20 protein-coding genes and 2 riboswitches are annotated in these 24048 nt (G+C 55.4%); of the genes, 9 read left to right on the top strand and 11 right to left on the bottom strand.

The window, feature by feature from the left end; translation table 11 throughout:
* Nucleotides 1-4: 4 nt before the first annotated feature.
* The 4 genes from ACQKLP_RS07135 to ACQKLP_RS07120 form a co-directional block, all read right to left on the bottom strand.
* Nucleotides 5-3439 (bottom strand): TonB-dependent receptor, encoded by a 3435-nt coding sequence (locus ACQKLP_RS07135; protein ID WP_427321417.1) that lies wholly within the window; start codon nt 3437-3439, stop codon nt 5-7.
* A 178-nt stretch (nt 3440-3617) separates the two neighbouring features.
* Nucleotides 3618-4673, bottom strand: coding sequence for a FecR family protein (locus ACQKLP_RS07130; protein ID WP_427321415.1), 1056 nt, complete (start codon nt 4671-4673; stop codon nt 3618-3620).
* Nucleotides 4674-4759: 86 nt separating this feature from the next.
* Nucleotides 4760-5320: an RNA polymerase sigma-70 factor gene (locus tag ACQKLP_RS07125; protein WP_427321413.1), complete on the bottom strand. Its 561-nt coding sequence runs from the start codon at nt 5318-5320 to the stop codon at nt 4760-4762.
* Nucleotides 5321-5346: 26 nt separating this feature from the next.
* Nucleotides 5347-5745: a hypothetical protein gene (locus tag ACQKLP_RS07120; protein ID WP_427321411.1), complete on the bottom strand. Its 399-nt coding sequence runs from the start codon at nt 5743-5745 to the stop codon at nt 5347-5349.
* 55 nt (nt 5746-5800) lie between these two features.
* A riboswitch (cobalamin riboswitch) is annotated at nt 5801-6002 on the top strand.
* 139 nt (nt 6003-6141) lie between these two features.
* Here ACQKLP_RS07120 and ACQKLP_RS07115 point away from each other — a divergent pair.
* The 3 genes from ACQKLP_RS07115 (at nt 6142) to ACQKLP_RS07105 (ending at nt 10355) form a co-directional block, all read left to right on the top strand.
* Complete coding sequence (locus ACQKLP_RS07115; RefSeq protein WP_427321409.1) at nt 6142-7113, top strand: ribonucleoside-diphosphate reductase small subunit; 972 nt, start codon at nt 6142-6144, stop codon at nt 7111-7113.
* Nucleotides 7114-7172: 59 nt separating this feature from the next.
* Nucleotides 7173-9545 (top strand): ribonucleoside-diphosphate reductase subunit alpha, encoded by a 2373-nt coding sequence (locus ACQKLP_RS07110; RefSeq protein WP_427321407.1) that lies wholly within the window; start codon nt 7173-7175, stop codon nt 9543-9545.
* Between the two features lie 201 nt (nt 9546-9746).
* Nucleotides 9747-10355 (top strand): hypothetical protein, encoded by a 609-nt coding sequence (locus tag ACQKLP_RS07105; protein WP_427321405.1) that lies wholly within the window; start codon nt 9747-9749, stop codon nt 10353-10355.
* 5 nt (nt 10356-10360) lie between these two features.
* On the opposite strand, the gene ACQKLP_RS07100 is transcribed toward ACQKLP_RS07105, so the two are convergent.
* Together ACQKLP_RS07100 and ACQKLP_RS07095 are read right to left on the bottom strand one after the other, a co-directional pair.
* Entirely contained in the window at nt 10361-10816 is a 456-nt protein-coding gene (locus ACQKLP_RS07100; protein ID WP_427321403.1) for a thioredoxin domain-containing protein, read from the bottom strand.
* Complete coding sequence (locus ACQKLP_RS07095; RefSeq protein WP_427321401.1) at nt 10816-11406, bottom strand: TrmH family RNA methyltransferase; 591 nt, start codon at nt 11404-11406, stop codon at nt 10816-10818. Before ACQKLP_RS07095 ends, ACQKLP_RS07100 begins: the two co-directional genes overlap by 1 nt.
* Before the next feature lie 95 nt (nt 11407-11501).
* Here ACQKLP_RS07095 and ACQKLP_RS07090 point away from each other — a divergent pair, with 95 nt between their 5' ends.
* Together ACQKLP_RS07090 and ACQKLP_RS07085 are read left to right on the top strand one after the other, a co-directional pair.
* Nucleotides 11502-14207, top strand: a complete 2706-nt coding sequence (locus tag ACQKLP_RS07090) for an AsmA family protein (protein ID WP_427321399.1) — start codon at nt 11502-11504, stop codon at nt 14205-14207.
* Between the two features lie 48 nt (nt 14208-14255).
* The gene (locus ACQKLP_RS07085) at nt 14256-14660 is read left to right on the top strand and encodes an SdpI family protein (protein WP_427321397.1); all 405 of its coding nucleotides are present in this window, start codon (nt 14256-14258) and stop codon (nt 14658-14660) included.
* A gap of 3 nt (nt 14661-14663) precedes the next feature.
* Here ACQKLP_RS07085 and ACQKLP_RS07080 read toward each other — a convergent pair whose 3' ends face one another.
* Nucleotides 14664-15569: a phosphodiester glycosidase family protein gene (locus tag ACQKLP_RS07080; RefSeq protein WP_427321395.1), complete on the bottom strand. Its 906-nt coding sequence runs from the start codon at nt 15567-15569 to the stop codon at nt 14664-14666.
* A 97-nt stretch (nt 15570-15666) separates the two neighbouring features.
* Between ACQKLP_RS07080 and ACQKLP_RS07075 the strand changes: the two genes are divergently transcribed.
* Nucleotides 15667-16386, top strand: coding sequence for a hypothetical protein (locus ACQKLP_RS07075; protein ID WP_427321393.1), 720 nt, complete (start codon nt 15667-15669; stop codon nt 16384-16386).
* A 20-nt stretch (nt 16387-16406) separates the two neighbouring features.
* On the opposite strand, the gene ACQKLP_RS07070 is transcribed toward ACQKLP_RS07075, so the two are convergent.
* From ACQKLP_RS07070 to ACQKLP_RS07060, 3 genes are all read right to left on the bottom strand, one after another.
* Nucleotides 16407-17297, bottom strand: coding sequence for a hypothetical protein (locus tag ACQKLP_RS07070; RefSeq protein WP_427321391.1), 891 nt, complete (start codon nt 17295-17297; stop codon nt 16407-16409).
* 141 nt (nt 17298-17438) lie between these two features.
* Entirely contained in the window at nt 17439-18332 is an 894-nt protein-coding gene (lipA, locus tag ACQKLP_RS07065; protein WP_126247268.1) for a lipoyl synthase, read from the bottom strand.
* A gap of 30 nt (nt 18333-18362) precedes the next feature.
* Nucleotides 18363-19190 (bottom strand): hypothetical protein, encoded by an 828-nt coding sequence (locus tag ACQKLP_RS07060; RefSeq protein WP_427321389.1) that lies wholly within the window; start codon nt 19188-19190, stop codon nt 18363-18365.
* 164 nt (nt 19191-19354) lie between these two features.
* On the opposite strand from ACQKLP_RS07060, the gene ACQKLP_RS07055 reads away from it, so the two are divergent.
* Nucleotides 19355-19762, top strand: a complete 408-nt coding sequence (locus ACQKLP_RS07055) for an OsmC family protein (RefSeq protein WP_427321387.1) — start codon at nt 19355-19357, stop codon at nt 19760-19762.
* Nucleotides 19763-19858: 96 nt separating this feature from the next.
* On the opposite strand, the gene ACQKLP_RS07050 is transcribed toward ACQKLP_RS07055, so the two are convergent.
* Entirely contained in the window at nt 19859-21211 is a 1353-nt protein-coding gene (locus ACQKLP_RS07050; protein ID WP_427321385.1) for a DUF2851 family protein, read from the bottom strand.
* A 121-nt stretch (nt 21212-21332) separates the two neighbouring features.
* Nucleotides 21333-21445: riboswitch (SAM riboswitch) on the top strand.
* 210 nt (nt 21446-21655) lie between these two features.
* Here ACQKLP_RS07050 and ACQKLP_RS07045 point away from each other — a divergent pair.
* Both ACQKLP_RS07045 and ACQKLP_RS07040 read left to right on the top strand, forming a co-directional pair.
* Nucleotides 21656-22834, top strand: a complete 1179-nt coding sequence (locus ACQKLP_RS07045) for a trans-sulfuration enzyme family protein (protein WP_427321383.1) — start codon at nt 21656-21658, stop codon at nt 22832-22834.
* 2 nt (nt 22835-22836) lie between these two features.
* Nucleotides 22837-24021 (top strand): homoserine dehydrogenase, encoded by a 1185-nt coding sequence (locus ACQKLP_RS07040; protein WP_126247278.1) that lies wholly within the window; start codon nt 22837-22839, stop codon nt 24019-24021.
* The last annotated feature ends 27 nt before the right edge of the window (nt 24022-24048 follow it).

Raw genomic sequence — 24048 nt, 5'->3', positions numbered from 1 at the left:
GCGGTTACAGGCCCAGTTGCAGGCCGAACGAGATGGTGCGGCTCAGCGGGTAGCTTTGCGCCCCCAGCAGTTCGGGGTCGAACGCCTTGTGCATTTTGGTGATGGTAAACAGGTTCTGACCAGTCGCGAATACGCGCAGGCGCTGGATTTTCGCCACGCGCAGCCATTCTGCCGGCAGGGTGTAACCCAGCGTCAGCTGCTTCAGGCGCGCATAAGCTGCGTTCTGCAGGTATTTCGTCTGTGCCTGGAAGTTGCCGCCGCCTTCGAAGCGCAGGCGCGGATAGTAAGCATTGGTATTGTCGGGGCGCCAGTAATCGGTGTGATATTCCATGGGCACATCCCACTCGCTGTTGAAGCCCCAGAAATAGTTACCGCCCGGCATCCAGTCGCGCTTGCCTACGCCCTGGAAGAACGCGGTAAAGTCGAAACCCTTGTATTCGACGCCGAGGTTCACGCCGTAGGTATAACGGGGAGTCGTGTTGCCGATGATCTTCTGATCGCCGGGGTCAGACAAAGTGCTGCTGCCGCGGGTGATCTTTTTATCGCCGTTCAGGTCTTTGTAACGGATATCGCCTGCGAGCCATTTACCGGCCCAGATCTGCGTCTGGTCGGTTGCCGCCGCTTCTTCGTTGGAAGTAAAGAATCCGTCGGTCTCGAGCCCCCAGATCTCGTTCCATTTCTTGCCCACGTAATGATCGCCGATGTTGCCGGTCGGATTGTTTTCGTACCGGGTGATCTCTGCCTGGTTGTCGGCCAGCACGAGCGACACATTATACCGCACATCGCTTCCGATCTTGTCTTTCCAGCCGATCGCCAGTTCCCATCCCCTGTTCATCAGGTCGGCCGAGTTGCGGGCGGGAGAGCTGGTACCGAGGATAGCGGGCAGCAGGCGGCCTGCGGTGATCATGTCCGTCGTTTTGCGGCGGTAGATATCGAAACCGAGAGTGAGCCGGTCGTTGAGCGAAGTGAGGTCCAGCCCGAAGTTCAGCGTCGTTACTTTTTCCCAGGTAAAATCCGCGCTCACCAATGCCGGGGCGCCCACAATTACACCGGGGTTGTTGCCGAACAGGTAGCCGGTGGTGCCGGTGGGCATGAAAGTGATGTAGGGATACGGGTTGTCGCTCAGCTGGTTGGGCAGCATGCCGTAGGAAGCGCGCAGCTTCAGATCGTTCACCCAGGTTTTCGCGCCGGCGAAGAAATTCTCTTCAGACACGCGCCAGGCGGCAGATACCGAAGGCGAGAACACGTTCCGCTTGCCGCGGGCGTAGCGGGAAGTTCCGTCGTATCGGCCCGTCAACTGCAATAAATATTTTTCCTTGAAATCGTAATTGGCGCGGAAGAAACCACCGCGGACGGCCCATTCGGAGATCGAATTGGCGACCGATTGCGATGTGGCGGTAGGATCGTTGTTCGGCGTGAGGCTTTCCATCGTGGGATCGAGGAGATTGCGGCCGGTGGCGCTGAACGAGAGATTCTGCTTCAGTTCTTCGTTGTAACCCGCCATGAGCTTCAGGTTGTGGTTACGTGCGAAGGTGGTGAAGTATTCGGAATAGATGTTGATGGCATGATACCCGTCGTTGGAAGCCCGGCGGATGAGGCGGTCGGGGTTCGTCCAGGGATAGGTGCCGATGAGCCTTCCGTCTACCCCGTATTCCTTGAACGCTTTGTAATGGATGCTTCTGCCCGCACCGTAATTGTTCCAGGTCAGATCGCCGATGATGCGGAGGTTGCGGAGCAGTTTCACGGTGAAACCGCCGGTGAGCCAGATATCGGTTTTATTTTCCTTAACGCGCCCGTTTTCCGCCATCACGGCGAAAGGGTTCGTGAAGCTGCCCTGTCCTGCCCAGTTCCCGTCGGGGTGTTTGACGGGCATGATGGGACGGAGGTCGCTGGAAATGAACGCGAAATCGTTCACATTGCTTTCCGCGAACTGGGTAGCGTTCGGCGTATTGTAATCGGACCGGTTCAGGGCCGCTTTGAAATTCAGGTCGAGCCAGGAAGTGGCTTCCGCGTTGAGGCGCAGCGATGCGTTGTAGCGTTTGTACCGCTGGTCGGCCGCTTCGATGAGCCCGTCCTGCTTGAGATATCCCAGGCTGGCCACGTAGGATATTTTCCCGGAGCCGCCGCTGAGGGAGAAGGAATTGTCCCACATGGGCGCCCATCCGGGATAGAGCTCGTCCAGCCAGTTGGTATTGCCCACGTAGCGGTATTTGTTCGGATTGTTGGGGTCTACGTATACGGGCGAGGTGTTGGCGGGATTATTATAATATGCCGCGGCGCGGATGGAATCCTCGGTCGTGAAAGGCTCCGAAGAAGTTCTGCCGCCGTCGGCGCCGGTCCTGTCGGCCTCGCGGAACATGCGGATATAATCAACGGAGTTGATGTATTTCGGCAGGTACGTGGGGCGGTTGAAGGAGTAGGTGCTGTTGACGGACAGCCGCATGGGCTGATGTTTGTTGGGGTTCTTGGTGGTGATGAGGATCACGCCGTTGGCGGCGCGGGAGCCGTAGATGGCGGCGGAGCCCGCGTCTTTGAGCACGGTAACGTTCTGCACGTCTGCCGGGTTGATGAGGTTGGGGTCCATCACTACACCGTCTACCAGCACGAGCGGCGCGTCGTTGCCAGACGTGATGGAACCGGTGCCGCGGATATTGAAAGTGGCTCCCCGGCCGGGGGCGCCGTTGTTCATGTTCACGTTCAGGTTCGGCACTACGCCCTGGAGCCCCTGGGCCAGGTTCACGAGCGGCCGGCTTTCCAGCACTTCGCCGCCGACGGAGGCTACGGCGCCGGTGAGGTTCGCTTTTTTCTGGGTACCATATCCCACTACCAGCACTTCCTGCAAACCGGCAACATCGGCTTCCAGGACGATGTCGAGCTGATCTTTGCCCGCTACCGGCACTTCCTGTTTTTTGAAGCCCATCATGCTGATCACGAGCACATCGCCGTTGTTCACTTCTATTTCGAAGCGGCCGTCGGCATCGCTGGCCACGCCTTTGGTGGTGCCTTTGATGACGATGGTGGCGCCGGGAACGGGGCCGCCCTTGCTGTCTGTCAGCTTACCGGTCAGGCGCTTGAACTGTTTGTTCCCGATATCGTTGCCGAGCACTACCAGGCGGTCGTCCATCACGCGGTAGCGCATGTGGCTGGCGAGCACGAGCGACATCACGTCCGCCAGGCTGCTGTTGGTCACGTTGAGCGATACCGGCGGGAGTTTGCGAAGCTCGTCGCTGTTATAGAAAAAACGGTACGACGTTTTCATCTCGATCATGGCGAGCACCTGGCTCACCGGCAGCCTGTCGGCCTGCACGCTGATACGTTTTTGCGAATAGACGCCGGCATGTACCTGCAGGAAAAGGCAGGTCAGCACAAAACTCATCTTCATGATCAGCAATAGTTGATGCCACTGCCTGTTGGCAGCGTGTTTTGTAAATAATTTCATAGATTTGATTGTTAAGTCAAGGCAATAGGAAACCCGTTGAAATCCAAAGCAGACGGATTTCCTGCATACTTACTGAACGGGGAATGTTGGCGCATTTCCCGTTCCTATTTCCGGACGGTGGGCGTCAGGAAGGCTGGAAAGTGGAACGTGGTAAACTGTACATTGTTAGCAATTTTTGTTAGTAAATGATGATCTTGGTCGCGGTGACTTTGTATTTTATCGGTTTGATCGTGGTCAGAATTTCCAGTATCTGCGAGACCGGTTCATTTTCTACGCTGCCGGTGAAGCGGGTTTGTTTAAGGGCTTCGTCCTGTATCTCCACCTCCACGTTGTACCATCGTTCCAGGCGGCGCGCGAGGATTTCGAGGGGCTCGTCGTTGAACACGAGCCTGTTTTCGACCCAGGCGCCGGCGGTGAGCGAGCTGTCGCGGTCGTCGGTATCAGCGGCGAGGAGCGCAACTTTGGGCGGAGCGGGCTCGTTCCGGACGGCTGCGGGGCCCGTTTTGGCCGGCGGCGGATTGCTGACCACGGCCAGTTTCTGCCGGGGTTCCAGGAGATAGCTTTTCCCTTCTTTTTTCACGGTCACTTCTACTTTACCCGAAATGAGGGTGGTTTCCGTTTTCGATTCGGAATCGTACGCCTGGAGGTTGAATTCCGTGCCCAGTACGCGTACTACGACTGAATTGGTGGTTACAATGAATGGATGCTCGGCGTTTTGCGCCACTTTGAAATATCCTTCTCCGTTGAGGCGCACTTCGCGTGCCCCGTCGCGGAAGCCTTCTGCGTACGATAGGGAGCTGCCGGCGTTGAGCACCACCTCGGTGCCGTCTGGCAGGGTGAGCTTCGATTTGCTGCCTTTGCGCGTTTGCACGGTGCTCCAGCCTTTATCTTCCGACTTGCCGTTCCCGATCCAGAACCAGGCGCCGGCGCAGAGGGCGGCGGCGAGGGGAACGGCGGCGAGCCAAAGTTTCCGCCAGCGGGGCGGGCCGGGCATTTCGGCCGGTAATGCTTCGGCCGGGTCTGAGGCTGCGGCGAATATGCGGCCCAGCAGTTCTTCTTTCCTTTCAGGAGGCGTTTCTGCGCTCCTGAACTGCAACGAACCTAATATTTCGTATTGCCTGGCGGCTTCGGGGAACTGCTTTTTCAGGATGTCCAGCTCCGGCCGCTCTTTCTCGGTGAGCCTGCCAGACAATTCCTTGCCGAGTAATTCCCAAAGCTTTTGTTCTTGTTCCATGCTGGAAAAAATCAGGTGGTTAATTAGTTAGACACGGTTTTTCGACCGTCCAGTTAAAAGACTTGAAAAAATATTTTGACGACCCGTCATTTACGGAGAAGGGGGATGCGGAACGGCTTGCGCAGGTCGATGGCGGAGCCGAGTTTTTTGAGGGCGATGGTGATCTGGGCGTTAACGGTGTTGACGGAGATATCGAGCACTTCGGCCACTTCGCGGTACGACAGCCCGTCTTCCTTGACGAGCTTGAAAATGAGCCGGCAGCGGAGGGGCAGCCCGTTTACCGCTTGTTCTATCTGGCGGAGGTTTTCGCGGCTGATGAGGGATTCTTCCGGAGACACTACGCAGGGCATGAGGGCGGCGTGCTGGTCGTCCAGTTCTTCGTGCGGGAAAAGCGAGCGGGATTTGTGGTTGAGGGCGGTGTTGCGGACGGCGGTGTAGAGATAGGTCTGGAAGTATTGGATTTCCAGGAGGCGGGCGCGGTTCTGCCAGAGTTTCACGAACACGTCGGCCACCACTTCTTCGGCTTCTTCGCGGGAGCGGACGAGCGCCGCGGCGAAATAAACGAGCCGGTCGCTGTAATGGGAAAAGAGCTGGCCGAAAGCCAACTGGTCACTGTTTTTCGCAATTCGGTCCAACAACTGCTCCATCCGCGGAATTTAACGTTACCTGCAAGTTACGGGAGGAAGCGACACGCTCGTGATACGATCTTCACATTGAAATCCTGTTTTTTAACCCTTTCCCGCGATTGCGGTTTTTCCACTTCCGTTCCAATGCGGGAACGTGGATAAGCCGGAGTCCTCACGGTCCCTGTTTTTCGGGTGTGGATATTGAAAAATGGAGATCGCTGCTCCGATACCTCCCATCCACCGGAAAGAAATGCATTTTTCCATGAATGTGCAAATAATTGGGTTTCAGTGCCCGGATCGACATACATTTTAACTGTGCTAATATGTGCCAGAAAATCAACACATTGTAAGAATTCCTCATAACAAATACCTGCATTTACGTGTGTAAAAGCCCCGATCCGCCGCCCCTGCGGCGTCTCCAAAGTTGTTGAGTTCTTTATCCACATATGGGGGTAACTTATGAATTTGTGCAGGGGGTTTGATCATTACATTTGCAGCAGTTCTTGACAACGATGTGCTGGCTTCCGGACGTGTCCGACGCGAGGAATTAAAAGGGAACCGTGTGCAAATCACGGGCAGACGCGCTACTGTAACCCCCTGTCAATGCCGGTTTCTACAAATTATGCCACTGTTCCGCGAAAGCGGGGCGGGAAGGCCCCCGGCAAGGGATAGCCAGGAGACCTGCCAGCACTTCGGACAACGTCAAAACCTTCGCGATCCAAGGTATTGGCTGACGGCCCCGCTACTTTCCTTACGAGGATGAGGGACCTTCGTCGCCCTTCGGATCACGTTCAATCACAAAACTGGCAACTAAAACTGGTTAACCATATAAAAAAACTTGTATGAATAACGAGAACGAGATATTACTGAAGGAAAACAAGGACAGGTTCGTACTCCTGCCCATCAACTACCCCGCTATCTGGGAACAATACAAACGCCATGAAGCCAGCTTCTGGACCGCGGAAGAGATCGACCTGTCGGGCGACCTGGCAGACTGGGCCAAACTGAACGACGGCGAGCGCCACTTCATTTCCCACGTACTGGCATTCTTCGCCGCATCCGACGGGATCGTGAACGAGAACCTGGCCGTGAACTTCATGAGCGAAGTGCAGATCCCCGAGGCCCGCTGCTTCTACGGGTTCCAGATCATGATGGAAAACATCCACTCCGAAACTTACGCCCTCCTCATCGATACATATGTGAAAGACCCCTCCGAAAAGGACCGTCTTTTCCACGCCATCGAAACCGTACCGGCCGTGAAGAAAAAAGCCGAATGGGCCCTCCGCTGGATCGAGAACGGTACCTTCGCCCAACGCCTCGTAGCGTTCGCGGCGGTAGAAGGCATCTTCTTCTCCGGCTCCTTCTGCTCCATCTTCTGGCTGAAAAAACGCGGCCTCATGCCCGGCCTCACCTTCTCCAACGAGCTCATCTCCCGCGACGAAGGCCTCCACTGCGAATTCGCATGCCTGCTGTACTCCATGCTCGAAGGCAAGCTGAGCGAAAAAGAAGTGCACGAGATCATCGCCGACGCCGTTACCATCGAGAAGGAATTCATCACCGAAGCACTGCCCGCAGCCCTCATCGGGATGAACGCCGACCTCATGAAACAATACATCGAGTTCGTAGCCGACCGCTGGCTCCAGGCACTGGGCGCAAGCAAGATCTACAACGCCACCAACCCCTTCGATTTCATGGAAATGATCTCGCTCCAGGGCAAAACCAACTTCTTCGAAAAACGCGTGGGCGACTACCAGAAAGCCGGCGTAATGGGCAACAAGGAAACACAAACCTTCAGCCTCGACGAAGATTTCTAGTTCATTCGTATAACCTCAATCAGCCATATTCATTTTTCACCCACTAAATTCATCACACTATGTTCGTTATAAAAAGAGACGGCAGAAAGGAAACTGTCAAGTTCGACAAGATCACGGCAAGGGTAGAGAAGCTGTGTTACGGACTGGCGCCGGAATACGTAGATTCAATAGATGTAGCGAAGAAAGTGATCCAGGGACTGTACGACGGTGTTACCACGAGCGAGCTGGACAACCTCGCCGCAGAGACCGCCGCCTCCCTGACGACCAAGCATCCGGACTATGCGCAGCTCGCTTCCCGCATCGCGGTGAGCAACCTGCATAAAAATACTTTGAAGTCGTTCTCCAAAACGATGAAGAAACTCTACGAATACGTTGACCCCAAAACCGGCAAAAACGCCGGTCTGCTGGGCGACGATGTTTGGGAGATCATCAAGGCGAACGCCGACATCCTCGACTCCACCATCATTTACGACCGCGATTTCGCGTTCGATTACTTCGGGTTCAAGACGCTGGAGCGCTCTTACCTCCTGAAAGTGGACGGCAAGATCGCCGAGCGCCCGCAGCACATGTTCATGCGCGTAGCTGTCGGCATCCATAAAGAAGACATCGACTCCGCCATCAAAACGTACAACCTGATGAGCGAGCGCTGGTTCACACACGCTACCCCTACCCTGTTCAACGCCGGTACGCCGAAGCCCCAGATGAGCTCCTGCTTCCTGCTGACCATGAAGGGCGACAGCATCGACGGCATTTACGATACCCTGAAGCAGACCGCCAAGATCTCCCAGAGCGCAGGCGGCATCGGCCTCAGCATCCATAACATCCGCGCTACCGGCTCCTACATCAGCGGCACCAACGGTACCAGCAACGGCATCATCCCCATGCTGCGCGTATTCAACGACACGGCCCGTTATGTAGACCAGGGCGGCGGCAAGCGCAAAGGCGCGTTCGCCATTTACCTGGAGCCCTGGCATGCAGACGTGTTCGAGTTCCTCGACCTCCGCAAAAACCACGGTAAGGAAGAAATGCGCGCCCGCGACCTCTTCTACGCCCTCTGGATGCCCGACCTGTTCATGAAACGTGTGGAAGAAAATGGCGACTGGAGCCTGTTCTGCCCCCACGAAGCACCCGGACTGGCCGATTGCTGGGGCGAAGAATTCGAGAAACTGTACGAAAAATACGAGTCCGAAAACCGCGCCCGCAAAACCGTGAAGGCGCAGGACCTGTGGTTCGCCATCCTCGACGCACAGATCGAGACCGGCACGCCGTACCTGCTGTATAAAGACTCCGCCAACCGCAAGTCTAACCAGCAGAACCTCGGCACCATCAAATCCTCCAACCTCTGCACCGAGATCATCGAATATACTTCCGAAGACGAAGTAGCCGTGTGCAACCTCGCCTCCCTGGCGCTGCCCCGGTTCGTGATCGACGGCAAGTTCGACCATCAGAAACTCTTCGACGTTACTTACCAGGCTACCATCAACCTGAACCGTATCATCGATCAGAACTATTACCCGGTTGAAGAAGCCCGCAACTCCAACCTCCGCCACCGCCCCATCGGCCTCGGCGTGCAGGGCCTGGCAGACACGTTCTTCCTCCTCCGCTATCCCTTCGAAAGCGAGCCGGCCCAACAGCTGAACAAGGAAATCTTCGAAACGATCTATTTCGCTTCGCTGACCGCTTCCAAAGACCTCGCCATCACCGAAGGCAAATACGCTTCCTACGAAGGATCGCCCATTTCCAAAGGCATCCTGCAATACGATATGTGGAACGTGCAGCCGTCTGACCGTTGGGACTGGACCGGCCTGAAAGCCGAGATCAAAAAGCACGGCGTGCGCAACTCCCTGCTGCTGGCGCCCATGCCTACTGCATCTACTTCGCAGATCCTCGGCAACAACGAGTGCTTCGAGCCGTACACTTCCAACATCTACACCCGCCGCGTATTGAGCGGAGAGTTCGTGGTAGTGAACAAACACCTGTTGAAAGACCTCGTAGAGCTCGGCCTGTGGGACAACGACATGAAGAACAAGATCATCGCGGCGAACGGTTCCATCCAGGGCATCCCCGAGATCCCGTCCAACATCAAGGAACTGTACAAAACCGTTTGGGAGATCAAACAGCGTACGATCATCGATATGGCGGCCGACCGCGGTGCGTTCATCTGCCAGTCGCAATCGCTGAACCTGTTCGTAGACAAGCCGACGGCTTCCAAGCTTACTTCCATGCACTTCTATGCCTGGAAGAAAGGCCTCAAAACCGGCATGTACTACCTCCGCACGCAGGCTGCAGCGCAAGCCGTTCAGTTTACGGTGGAAAAACAGGGCGGCCAGAACATGGTGCCCGTTATGCCTGCCGAAGGCTCCGGGGAAATGGAGATCGTGGAAGGTGCGGTTTGCACCATGGAAGAAGGCTGCGTAACCTGCAGCGCCTGATCCGGTTATTCATTGCAGATAATAAAAACCCTGCCCGGGAGCGAAAGCTTCCGGGCTTTTTTGTGCCGTGCATTTCGCCGGAAAGCCCCGCAGCCCGAAGCCCGCTTTTGATATTCCGCCCGCCTCCCACGCCAGTTTGCGCCCTGCTGCCAAGCTACAACGGTTTTATCCGGTAACTTTCCGTACCCCAACAATTAACCCATGATGTTACCTGATAAATTAAACGGGCTGGGCGGCCTGCAGATCATGCAAACGCTCTACCAGGGCGTTCGCGGCACGCACCCCTCACTCGTAAAGTGGATAGAGACCGATTTCGATTCGGCCGAGATCGATAACGCTTTCGTGATGGACATGGTCCTCCATTCCCTGCAATTCCTCGAAGAAGCATTGGTACTTTCGGCCGACGAATCGTTGCTGCGCAGCAGCGAGCCCGACGTCCGCGCCAGCCTGGCCGATATGGATATGGTGGCGCATTGGGTGAAGGAAATCCGCCAGTCGCGGAACCTGTACCGCTCCGAAGCGGCCATCAAATCCATCCAATGCCTGTACAAAACCATCGCCGCGTATTATTTCGACGCGGGGCCCGGGTTCCCCGACGAAGTGGCGGGAACGGCGCTGCTGGCGGCGTTCGCAGGCAGCGGGCTCGTTAATGAAAATACCGCGGCCAACATCACAGCGCTGTTTGTCGATCGCGGCAAAATCACGGAAAAAGATTGGGCGGAATGGGACGAGATCACCCGGGCAGAGGGGCTCGACGGGGTTTTCCGCGCGTATGTGGAAGACCAGGTGAGGAAGGCCCGGATGATGTGAACATGCTATTCTGTCATTGCCCCCACTTCCCGCATCACCGCCCCCTCATCCATCGCGCCCTGCACGAACTTCCGGGATTTCTTCCCGGGATGGATGAACAAAGTGGCCGGCAAGCTCCCCTTCCACGACGCGTCTATCAGCGAAGCGAATTTATTGGCGTTGGTTTCCGCCATCCACCACACTTCCCCGCTCAAGCCGATCCGGTTCACGAACGAATCGATCTGCCGGGGATAGGCTTCATCCAGATCGAGGCTGAGATACACGAACTTCACACCCGGAAATGCTTTGGAAGCTTTTTCGAAATGCGGCAGCTCCTCCACGCAGGGCCCGCACCAGGTAGCCCAGAGGTTCACCACCATGGGAGAACCGGTTGCGGCCAGGCGCGCCTCCAGCTCCGCTGGGCTAACCCGCTCCACGGCCGGTCCGGCCAGCATCGCCAGTATGAAAACGAAAACGTTCATTATTCATCTTCTTTGTAGCCCCATTCGGCGAGCAGCCCGTTCCGCTGCGCGTCCGGCAGCGAGGGGGCCGCGTAATGCCCTGCCAGGCTTTTTTGCCGCATGGCTTCGTAAATGCTCACTGCACAGGCCACCGAAATATTCAGCGAACGGATGATGCCCATCATGGGGATCACGAAATTGCCGTCGGCCAGCGCCCTGATCTCGGCGCTCACGCCCGTTTGCTCATTGCCGAACACCAGGGCCACCGATCCCGAAAAATCGATGTCGTACAGGCTCATGGCCCCGTCTCCCAGGTGCGTGGTATACATCTTGTCGTATTTCGCGCGGAGCGCGGCCGCCAGTTCGTTCGTATCCGTGAACTGGTGAACGGTGAGCCACTGGGCGGCGCTTGATGAGCTTTTCACGCCCCAGCGCTTGTGGCGCGGTACTTTAGTGGTCAATACGTATACGTCCTGGATGCCGACGGCGTCGCAGGTACGCAATACGGCGGAAACATTATGCGGATCTTCCACATTTTCCAGCACCACCGTAAGGTTGGCCTGACGTTTGTTAATTACCGATAAAAGCCGTTCTTTCCGTTCCGGTGTCATGCCGTTATATATATTTGTGTCAAAAATAACGAATTTACTACCGATATGATCCGTAGCTTCATTTGCCAACACGTAAACCACAACAACATCACCCTATGAAACTCAAGAAGATACTGAAAGGTATCGGCATCGGGCTGCTGGTGCTCATTGCACTGCTCGTTGCCATTCCGTACCTGTTCAAAGGCCAGATCATGTCGAAGGTCAAAGCCGAGCTGAACAAGAACCTGAACGCCAAGGTCGATTTTAAGGACGTGAACATCAGCCTCTTCCGCCGCTTTCCGCGGCTGGCCGTAGCCCTCGAAGAGCTCCACATCACCGGCGTCGACCACTTCGCCGGCGATACCCTGCTGGCCGTTCGCCGGCTCGACCTGGCCGTAGACCTCATGAGCGCCATCCGCGGCGAAAAGATCAACGTACACAACGTTTCTCTCCTCCAGCCCCGCATCTATGCCCTGGTAGATGAAGAAGGCCGCCCGAACTGGGACATCGTGAAACCGGACACCACCACCACCGGCGCGCCCGCCGATACTTCGTCCAGCGAATTCGCCTTCAGCCTCCAGCAATACAGCATCGAAGACGCGACCGTGAAGTACGACGACCACCAGGGCCATATGCACCTGGCCATCGCCGGCCTCAACCACAAAGGGAAAGGCGATTTCACACAGGATAACTTCACGCTCAGCACCAGCACCACCGCAGGCGCGGTGAGCTTCGCACAGGGATTCATCCCCTACCTGCTCGACGCCAAAACGGAAATCCTCGCCGATATCAACATCGACAACAAAGCCGGGAAATACACCTTCAAAACCGACAAGATCTCCGTCAACAACCTGAAACTCAGCACCGAAGGGTTCTTCCAGCTGCTGAACGACAGCTCCTATAACATGGACGTCCGCTTCCAGGCGCCCAGCACCGATTTCAAAGACATCCTTTCCCTGGTGCCTGCCGTGTACAGCAAAGATTTTTCCAGCATCAAAACCTCCGGGAACGCGACGCTCAACGGCTTCGTGAAAGGCGTTTACTCTGAGCAGCAGATGCCGGCATATGAAGTGCACCTCGGCGTGAAGAACGGCTTCTTCCAATACCCCGATCTTCCCAAACCGGTTAAGAATATCAACCTCGCCGTAAACGTCACCAACCCCGACGGCGTACCCGACCACACCATCGTAGACGTGCCCCAGGCGCATCTTGAAATGGACGACAGTCCGGTGGATTTCCGCCTCATGATCAAAACGCCCGTGTCCGACCTTTACCTCGACGCCGCCGCCAAAGGCCGCCTCGACCTCGGCAAGGTAACCCAGATCGTGAAGTTCGAAAAAGGTACCAAACTGGCCGGCCTGCTCGATGCGGACCTCCAGGCACGCGGGTACATGAGCGCCATCGAACGGGAACAGTACGAATCGTTCAACGCCTCCGGCAAAGTTGCCCTGTCGAACCTCGAATATCAAAGCAAGGATTACCCGGACGGCGTGAAAGTTTCGTCGATGCTCATGTCTTTCAACCCGAAAAACGTCACCGTTTCCGACTTCAAGGGGCAGTACCTCGGTACCAACTTCAACGCCAACGGCGAAGTGAACAACCTCCTCGCCTACCTCTTCCGCAACAGCGCCCTCAATGGCAAACTCGCCCTGCAAGCCGATCAGATCAACCTGAACAAGTGGATGGGCACCCCGGAAGCGGACGCCTCCGGCAAACCGGCAGACACCTCGTCCAGCGCGCCTTTCGCCGTACCGAACAACCTCGACTTCACCTTGCAGGCGCAGGCCGGGAAAGTGCAGTACGACAACCTCGCCCTCAGCAACCTCAACGGCACGCTGCTCCTCCGCGACGAAGCCGTGATCATGAAAGACATCAAAGCCAACGCGCTGCAGGGCTCCATGGAAATCGACGGATCCTATTCCACCAAAAACGATAAAGACCATCCCGATATCAATATTTCTTACGACGTAAAGGAGCTCGACGTGCAGGAAACGTTCAAGACCTTCAACACCGTACAGAAACTCATGCCCATCGCGCAATTCCTCAGCGGGAAAATGAGCTCGCAGATGACGGTAACGGGCAAGCTCGGGAAGGATATGTCGCCCCAGCTGAATACGCTTACGGGCGACGGGAATCTCCTGCTCATCCAGGGTTTCCTGAAGAAGTTCGCACCGATGGACCAGCTGGCCAACCAGCTGAACGTGTCTGCCCTGAAAGACATTTCCATCCGCGACATCAAGAACTACTTCGCGTTCCAGAACGGCCGGATGACGGTGAACCCCTTCCGCGTGAAACTCAACAATTTCAACATGCTCATCGGCGGCTCCCACGGTTTCGACCAAACGATGGATTATACCATGCAACTGGCCCTGCCCCGCACTTTGCTGGGCTCGCAGGCCACCGGCCTGGTGAATAACCTCGTGAAACAGGCCAGCAGCAAAGGCATCAACGTGAACGTGGGCGACACCGTATATCTCAACGTGCTGCTGGGCGGCAATATCATGAAACCGTCCGTAAAAACCGATCTGAAGGAAGCGGCCGGCAAAGCGGCAGACAACCTGAAAGACCAGGCCACGGCCATGGTGAAGAACAAGGTCGATTCCGCGAAGCAAACCCTGAAAGATTCGCTGACGCACGTGAAAAACGAAGCGGTGAATGCGGCGAAAGATGAATTGAAAAAGCAGTTGCTCGGCGGAAAAGATTCCACCGGCTCCGGCGGCGGCCTGCAGGGAGCGGGCAAAGCGGCGGAAAAAACGTTGAACAATACCCTCAAAGGCTTGATCAAACGCAAAAACACCGCACCGGATTCAACAAAGCAGTAAATTCGATTGTATTTATAAGCGTGGCACATTTTGTGCCGCGCTTTTTTTATGGACAGCATTTTACAAAGCCCCTTCTGCAACGCCAGTCTGCTGGCCGGATTGCTGTTCCTGTTCATGGGTTACATGATCCGGCGCTATCCTCCCCGCAGCATGAAAACCTGGTATGGTTACCGCACTTTTTCTTCCACCATCAACCAGGACACCTGGAACGAAGGCAACCGTTATGCCGCGTATATCTCGCGGTGGCTCGGCTGGCTCCTCGTACCGTTCGGGATTTTGATGGGGATTGTCTTCCGGCGGCAATCAGAGCTTTTCCTGTACCTGACCGTAACGCCCGTGATCGTGGGGGCCCTGCTGCTGGCGGGCTTCACGGAATGGCATTTGCTCCAGGTCTTCGACGAAGACGGCCTTCCGCGAAATAAAAACGGCGGGAACCAGAAGCCCGCCGTGTGATCGTTATTTTTTGTGCAGAACCAGCACCGCCGGCACGGGCCGTTGGCCCGCGGGGTCGGAGGGTTTGATGGTATTTTCATCGTTCACGTATAATGCAGACGAGCCGCCGCCGTCGAGATTGAGGGCTTCCACGCAACCGAGGTCCGTAAAGATCTTCGCCATCTCCTCAAAATTGGCACCTTCCGCCACCCCTTTATTCCTCCCTTCGATCACCATGAGCAAAATGGTACCATCTGCCCGGTAACCCACCGCCGAGCGCGGATGCAGCGCAGCGATACTTTTCCCCATGCCTTCCGGCTCGTTGGTAATGAAAGGCTGGCCGTTCTGCACGAGCACCGGGCCGCCGCCTACGGCCTCCCGCACTTTCCAGCGATGCGCGCCGGCAGGTGAATGGCGGGTAGGTTCTTCGCCGGTAACGGGCGCGTTGTAGGCGTAGGGGGTTTTCTTCTTGCCGACATTATAAACCCAGGCGATGTCTGGCTCCCCCTTCCGGTTGATCCCGAAGGCGCCGCGGGTCACGTAGCGTTTGGGAGACGCACCGGCCGCGGGTTGGGGATTGACGGCGAATACTTTTCCTTTTTTCACGACGATGTTCAGGTTGCTGTTGTCTTTGAACGAAAAGAAAGTGGTGTTCATGATGGCGAGGGCGGTAGGCCCGAGGATGCTGTCGTACTGAACCGGCGTATACCGTTTTCCGGGAAAGGCTTCGACGGAAAGGCGGAGATCTTTTGCCCGGGGATCGATCTCAAGATAGAACGCCCGGAACGGACGGCCGGAAACGGAATCGGTAGTTTGATAGACGCGCGCACCTTCAGGAAGGCCTTCGTTGTGGGCGGCGGAGGGCTGCCAGCGGAGTTGCGCCATGGCAGCGGCGGGAAGCATGGTAAGGATTAGCAGCAGTGGTTTCATGAACGAAAAATATAAAAACTATGTAAATAGTTTCCCGGAATCTGTAAAGCCCGCGGGCAGGGCGCGCCCTAATTTTGTCCTTACAAAACACACTAAGATGAACACTTACCAATTGCACCTGAACGTAACGAAACCCATCATAGCCGGCCGCGAAACCGCGTACCACTTCAGTACGGCCACGCCTTTCCGCCTGCAGGATTCCCATGAGCGGAAGATCCATACCATCATCGTCAACAACGATCTTACTTTCTTCACACATATCCATCCCGTAGAAAACGGTGATAGCTATTCCGTCCACACGACGCTCCCCCATGGCGGCCGGTTCTGGCTTTTCGCCGATTATGTCCCCGAAGGCCAGCACCAGGTGATCAATACATTTGCTTTGGAGGTGGAAGGAGAGATCCCCCCACCGCAGGTCCCTTTCCATCCGCGCCTGACGGCCGTTTCCGGGGAATACAAACTGGAGTTGCACCTCGATCATGGCCCCCTGCACCAGGGCCACGCCATGCTCTCTGCCGAGCTCACGAAAAACGGAGCGCACATCGACCCCGCACATATCGATAATTACCTGGGCGAAAAAGCGCACGCCGTGCTCATCCACCAGGATTCGAAAGCCTTCGTGCACGTACACCCTGAAGTCCGCAACGGGCGCTTCGTATTACATGCGGAGCTGCCGCAGGAAGGGATTTACCGCGCCTGGATCCAGTTCAAAATCCACGGCATCGTCCACACGACGGATTTCGTGCTCGAAGCGAAAGCTGCGCAGGCGGGAACGCCGGCGCACGGGCATCATCATGCGCATGGGCATCATCACTAAGAATTGAGACGGTAATGATTTTAAAGTTGTGCAATTACATCCAATGCAGATGTTCGGGCAATCTCCCTCCTATATTCGATTTCCTGACTATTATTAATTCTACCACTGAGAACGGAAAGCGAATCTTCATACTTCAGGTATTGCGTCTGGTTCGCAGGCATTAAATTTAATAATCCTGATTCGTTAGCAGGAATATGCACTAAGATGATAACTGAGTTATTATCCGGAATGATGATTTTCTGTTCGACATTAAATAACGTATGTAGAAGTTTACCGTCCTCAAACACTATTTCAGTATCATTCTTTAAAAAATGAATGCGTTTTTGAAAAACAGCTTTCCCATTTTGTTTGATTGATAGGAACCATTCGCCACTTAACTGCATTCTTGTTATCTTTTCCGCTCTTTCCCGCTTTTTTCTTTCGAACTGAGTCAATTCAGCTTCTGCGGTTTTTAGCTTTGTTGTGAGTTCGCTGACTTTATTCTTTAGTGAGCTTTCCGATTCAATTAAATCTGCGTATTCATTCGATAAATCATCGTATCTCTCTTTATGTGAAATGTATTTTTCAACAGGAATAAATGCTCCTTTTGAAATTGCCTTATTCCATCTGCTGCTCCTTCTTCTGAAGTATTCATTCAAAGCCGAATTCAGCATTTTGATTAGCGGATTAATAATAACATACGCGAGTCCAAGCAATATGGGAAGCGCAATAAGTCGCCATATTCCTTGCATCTCTACGAACTGGATATAGGAATTCGCGTTCGATCTAACTAAATCCTTCGGTGTATAACCAATTAAGGCGATCACGACTCTCCAATTCACAAGCAGCCAGGAAACGGCAACCGATCCAAAGAACGGATTTTTTAATCGATCTGCTACGGGAGTAAATATTTCCTTGAGGTCTTTTACCATAACGTCGGCGGGATTATTAAGGGATAATACCGCAATATACTCAGAAAGGTAGTTATGATTTTGTTATTCTGTTGAGTTGGTCGAAGCAAAAAAAACCCGGGGCCTTCTGGCTCCGGGTAACTATTAAAATGTCAGATTGCCTTATTTTCTGCCGCTGAAAATGTGTTTTTCGGCGTGGTAAGACGAGCGAACGAGCGGGCCGGCTTCTACATAGTCGAGGCCCATGTTGTAACCGATCTCGCGGAGCTCGGCGAACTCGTCGGGATGCACGAAGCGCACCACCGGGAGGTGTTTGGGCGTAGGCTGGAGATACTGGCCGAGGGTTACGACGTCGCAACCGTTATCGTACAGGTCTTGCATGGCTTGTACCACTTCTTCCTTTGTTTCTCCGAGGCCGAGCATGATACCGGATTTGGTACGCATGCCGCCTTGTTTGAGCCGGCGGATCACTTCGAGGCTGCGGTGGTATTTGGCCTGGATGCGGACCTGCTTGGTGAGGCGTTCCACGGTTTCCAGGTTATGCGATACCACTTCGGGAGCGGCTTCGATCACGCGGTCCAGGTTTTCCCAGATGCCCCGGAAGTCGGGGATGAGGGTTTCCATGGTGGTTTCCGGGTTGAGGGCGCGCACGGCCTTGATGGTATTGTTCCAGATGATGGAACCGCCGTCTTTCAGCTCGTCGCGGTCAACCGAGGTGATCACCGCATGTTTGACTTTCATGAGATAGATGGCTTCCGCCACGCGCTGGGGCTCATCCCAGTCTACAGGTTCGGGGCGGCCGGTGGCTACGGCGCAGAAACCGCAGGAGCGGGTGCAGACGTTGCCGAGGATCATGAAAGTGGCGGTGCCGGCACCCCAGCATTCGCCCATGTTCGGGCAGTTGCCGCTTTCGCAGATGGTATGGAGTTTATGGGTGTCTACAAGGTTCCTGACCTGCCTGTAGTTCTCTCCGATGGGCAGCTTCACGCGAAGCCAATCGGGCTTTTTCACTCTGGGCGCTGCCGGTCCGGCGGCGATTACGGGTAATTCTTGCATCGCAAATCCTTTCTTTAATAAAGTACAAAGTTACTTATTCCAACGTTTACCTAACTGCAAACCTACATAAGCGTTGAAAAAGAAGGACTTACCGTCCTGATCCACCATAATTTGCACCTTTTTCGTATAATATTCCGCGTTTACCCCTACTTCCAGGGCGGAGATCACGTCGTTGAACTTGGCCCAGTCGAACCGGAAGCCCAGTTTGGCATGGAGCCCGGGGGTGAATTTCACTTCGCCCCAGCCTTTGGAGAACCCGCCGGCGCCGTAGATATTCGTTTTATCGAGGAATTCGTCGTTGTTTTCGGGTGTCCATTTCTGGAGTTTCCGGGAATCCGGGTCGCCCGCGTCGTTCATCAGCTCCAGGTAATAGGGCTTCACGAGCCCGGCGGAAATCCCTCCGTAATAAATCGCGTTCACTTCTACCCCGTTCTTATTGCCTTTGCCACCGATGAGCCGCTTCTGGCCGAGGCCCAGTTTGGCCTGGTAGAAGTTGTTCATCTTACCGTAAACGTAAGGGGAAGTGCTGATATAATAGCCCATAACCGGTACGAAGGTGGAGGAACGGTCTTGCTTAGGGTCTTTCTTCTCTGAAAATTCGAACTGGAAGAAATTCACTGTGGATGCGCTTTTGCGGAAACCCATCTCCAGGAAGCCCGTCCACCCGTCGGTATTGAGGCGCGCGCCACCGGAGAATTCGCGGTTGTAAAGGTTTTCGCCTTCTTCGATCTCACGGAACAGGGAAATTTTCCGAAGCTTTTTCTGTTCCCTTTCCGCTTTTTTGTCGGAGCGGTCAGACTGAGCGTGCAAAGCGAAGGAAGCCAGCAGGAGGAGTAAAAGTGTGTTGAATTTTTTCACCGTGTTGCGCAATTATGATTATTAAACGCGGGATATCGTTTTATGTTTTATTCCTATACAAACATACACAAATTTGTTCGTAGTTGCCCGGCCCGTCCGCTATTCCCGGGACCCGGCGGCCATTCTTAAAAATACGCTTATTTTTACATCAAAATTCATTTACAATGCATACCGCTGCCATCCTTTACAACGGCGAACTCAGAACTACCGCTACCCATCCCCGCTCGGGCTCCGTTATCGAGACCGATGCGCCGGTAGACAATAACGGCAAAGGCGAACGTTTTTCCCCGACCGACATGGTAGCTTCGGCCCTCGGTTCCTGCATGCTCACCATCATGGGCATCAAAGCCCGCGACAAGGGTTGGAACATCGACGGCACTACCGTGAGCATCGACAAGATCATGGGTACCGATCCCCGCCGCATCACCGGCGTGAAAGTGCTCATCGCGGTGCCGCAAACCGCCGGGCTCGACGATACCGCACGCAAGATCCTCGAAAACGCGGCCCTCACCTGCCCTGTTGCCAAAAGCCTCCATCCAGACATTCAGCAGGACGTGACTTTCAACTGGTAACCGTACAACGGCGCTCCCGGGCAAGGGGTTACAGCCTCCTGCAAAGTCTCTCCGGAAAACGAATACGGCCGCCCCGCGAAGGGCGGCTTTTTCGTTTCACCATTCAAGCCCGGCATCTTCATCTCCCCAATCCCACCCCGCTTCTTCGCCAAGCTCGGACGAGAGCCAATGTTCGTCTCCCAGCAAACCCTTTCCTATCCTGCAATCCAGGCATTTTTTTTCATCGCAGAACTGTTGCCGCAGCTCGATGAGCGCCTGCGACTCCCCGGCCGAGCGCGCTTCCACGCCTTCCCGCGCCCATGCGCGCAGAATGCGGTTGCTTTCCGCGCCCAAAGCCTGCCATAGCGCCAGCGCCCGCCGTTGGAGCGTCTCGCTTTTCAGGTATTGCCCGTAGGCGTACAACAGCGGCGCCACGGCATTGATCAGCACATGCCTCACGGCCTGCCGGCCCATGGAAGCCGTGCGGACAGACGGTATCCCGAACCGGTAATGATCGTCCCAATACGCGGAGGGCTGAACGATGAGGAGGGCTTCCAGGCTTTCGGGGCTTTCATTGTCGAGCATGGCGGAAAAGAGATGGGGCTCCTTGTGCAAAAGCGCCGCCAGGCAGGCGATGCGCATGGTCGGGAACGACGAGGGCCGCATCCGGAGCCAATGCCAGGCATGGGGCGCCATGGATTCGAGGCCGTACTTGCGGCAGAGGAAGCGGTATTCTTCACCGAGCTTCGCGGGCCAGGGCTCTTTGGGATCTTCCGGCAACAAGCCCGCCTGGCCGAACAGCAAGGCTTCCAGCGAAAGGGCGTTGTGTCGGCTCCGCGAAAGCGCGCGCCAGGGCGTGGCGGCCATCAGCTCGCGGAAAGCGTCGGTGTTGACCGGCATGCCGAAGCAGGCGGCCACGGCGCGGAGGCACACTTCCTCCCAGTTGGAACCGGTTTGCTTCAGCCAGCCGAGGTACACGCCGGCCTTGCGCTCCATCCGCCCCGCAGCCAGCCGGGCGAGCCAGTCTTCCCAGGCGCTGTCCGGCACGCGCGCCAGCAGGCGCGAACAGGGCAGCTCATCGGCATTGTCCATCAGCGCGCGGTAGCGCCGCAGCAGGATTTTGGGAATGCGGGGCTGAAGCTCCAGCACGGGAATGTTCCCCGTATCGGCATCGTGCTGGAAAACGACGTGGAGGATTACCCGGTCGTACCGCCGGTCGTGCTGATGGCCGTGCCGCAGCCAGTCGGACGTGCGGTAATGGATCTCCACATTTCCCGCCCACAGGAGCGGGCCGATGCGGATCCGGGCGGCGGAAAAATCGGGCCCGGCGTGGCGGTTGAGCTGGCCGGGATGGAGGATTTCGAGCGGCTCGCCGGCCACGGTGGCCAGGCGTTCCGTGTTAAACCTGCCGGAAAGCCAGATGAACTGCAGGAGGGATTCCGGGCAGAGGGGGTCAACAAACGGTTTCATGAAAAAAGTATTAGATTTCGTTCAAAATTTACCATAAAAAATAAAGCAAAAACGAAAATCACGGCAGGAATTTGGAAATCTGGCCTTCGTCGCCTTACCTTTGCGATCAGTTCTTAAATATCACTTATCCAGAAAGGCAGAGGGTACTGGCCCTGTGAAGCCTTAGCAACCAATTCCGCCCACGGCGGGAAAAAGGTGCTAATTCCGGCCCCGGATTACGGGGAAAGATAAGTTGGCAGAGATTTTCCTTGTAGCGCAACTATCATGTAGCGATATGCTCTTCCAACTCCCGGAAGGGCTTTTTTGTTTCCGACTGACATAATGTGAATTTAACCTGTACGTTTGCAGTGAACGTTGCGGCACGGCCGTTTCGTAAAAACAATGATCAACCATGCCCGCCGCCAGCAGGGGAATGCCGGAGCGGACAAACAAAACCAAACACAGATGAAACCATCTACGCAATTGATCCACAGCATCCCGGTAGACGAACTGACCGGTGCGATTTCGGTACCTATCTACCAATCGTCCACCTTTGTGCAGGAAAGCCCCGGGATCCACAAGGGCTTCGAATTCTCCAGGGCCAACAACCCGACGAGAAAAGTGCTGGAAGACATCATCACCAACCTCGAGGAAGGCTACGCCGGATTCGGGTTCGCCAGCGGCATGGCCGCCATCGACGCGGTGCTGAAACTCCTCAAGAGCGGAGACGAGATCATGGCCGTGGAAGACACTTACGGCGGTATCTTCTCCATCTTCAACCACATGTTCGAACGGTTCGGCATCAAGGTCAATTTCGTGGACATGAGCGATACGGACAAAGTGCTCGAAAAGATCACCCCCAAAACGCGCATCATCTGGCTGGAATCGCCCACCAACCCTACGCTGAAGATCTCCGACATCAAATCCATCAGCAAGATCGCGCGGCAGCACAACATCCTGCTGGTGGTAGACAATACTTTCAGCACACCGCTCCTGCAAAAGCCCATTCCCCTGGGTGCAGACATCGTGATCCATTCCGCTTCCAAATACCTGGCCGGGCATACCGACGTGATAGCGGGGCTCGTGGTGGTGAACAGCAAGCCACTGGCCGATCAGCTGAAGTTCAACCAGAACATTTCCGGCAGCATCCTCAGCCCCTTCGAAGCCTGGCTCACTATCCGCGGCATCGAAACGCTCAGCCTGCGGCTGGAAAAACAGTGCGCCAACGCCCTGGCCGTCGCCAACTGGCTGGCCGAGCACCCGGCGGTCGATAAAGTTTTCTACCCCGGCCTGGCCACGCACAAGAACCACCACATCGCCAGGAAGCAGCAGAAAGCCTACGGCGGGATGGTCAGTTTTTCGCTGAAGGAAGATCTGATCAAAAACGCCATCCGCATCGTCAACACCACCAAGCTCTTCAAACTGGCCGAAAGCTTCGGCGGCGTGAAAAGCATGCTGGCCCACCCGGTCACGATGACGCACCGCAATATCCCTGAAGAGTTCCGCCGCAAGGCAGGCCTCCAGGATTCCTGCATCCGCCTGTCTATCGGTATCGAAGACGCGGAAGACCTTATCAACGATCTCAAACAAGCTTTAGATAAACTTAACCAGCCTATCGGCAAACAAATTACCGTACTGCAATAAATATGGAACAGAAGACTATCAATCTCGGCATCTTCGGCTTCGGCTGTGTTGGCCAGGGCCTCTACGAAGTGCTGAACAGAACGAAAGGCATCAACGCCCGGATCAAGAAAATCTGCATCAAAGACCCGAACAAGCCGCGTCCCATCGACATGAGCTATTTCACGACAGACGCCAACGAGATACTGAACGACCCTACCATAGATGTGGTGGTGGAGCTGATCAACGAAACCGAGGCCGCCTTCGAGATCGTGAGCACCGCCCTTCGCAACGGCAAAGCCGTAGTGAGCGCCAGCAAGCGCATGATCGCCGAAAACCTGCCTGCGCTCTACCAGCTGCAGGTAGAGAACAAAGTGCCCTTCCTCTACGAGGCTTCCAGCTGCGCCAGCATTCCCATCATCCGCAACCTGGAGGAATATTACGATAACGACCTCCTCAACGCCGTGGAAGGCATCTGCAACGGGTCCACCAATTACATCCTCACTAAAATATTCGAAGAGCACCTCAGCTTCGAGACCGCGCTCCAGCAGGCGCAAGACCTCGGCTTCGCGGAAACCGACCCTACGCTCGACGTGGAAGGCTACGATCCCAAATTCAAGATCGTCATCCTCCTGCTGCACGCATTCGGCACTTTCGTGAAACCCGAAGAAGTGTTCAACTTCGGTATCAATCACCTCAACGATTTCGATATCAACTTCGCGCGCCAGCGCAATTGCACCATCAAGCTGATCGGCAATTGCCGCCGCCAGAACGGCAGCGTGAACGCCTACGTGCTGCCGCACCTCATCCGCGAGCACAACCTGCTGTACGATGTGTACAACGAATACAACGGCGTGCTCCTCGAATCCGCATTTACCGACAAACAGTTCTTCGTAGGCAAAGGCGCGGGCGGCACCGCTACAGGCTCCGCCGTGCTGAGCGACATTTCCGCGCTGCTCTACAATTACCGTTACGAATACAAAAAGATCAAACAGCAGAACCAGCCCTCGTTCACCAACGATGTGCAGCTGAAAGTATATCTGCGCTTCAAATCGCCCGACCAGGTAGACCTCGCCTCGTTCTACAACATCTCCGAGAAATACGAATCCCCGGAATGCCGCTACGTGGTAGGCACCATCAACCTGCAGAAGCTGAAAGAAGCGAAATGGCTGAAAAATAAAGATGTGAACCTGCTGGTTTTGGAACAATAGTCTCCATCACCAGATACTAAACGGTCC

It is taken from the genome of Chitinophaga sp. NPDC101104 (assembly GCF_050277495.1).
In the GTDB taxonomy this organism is placed as follows: domain Bacteria; phylum Bacteroidota; class Bacteroidia; order Chitinophagales; family Chitinophagaceae; genus Chitinophaga.
Note: the sequence above shows the minus strand (reverse complement) of the source record. Positions and strands in the feature narration are given on the sequence as shown.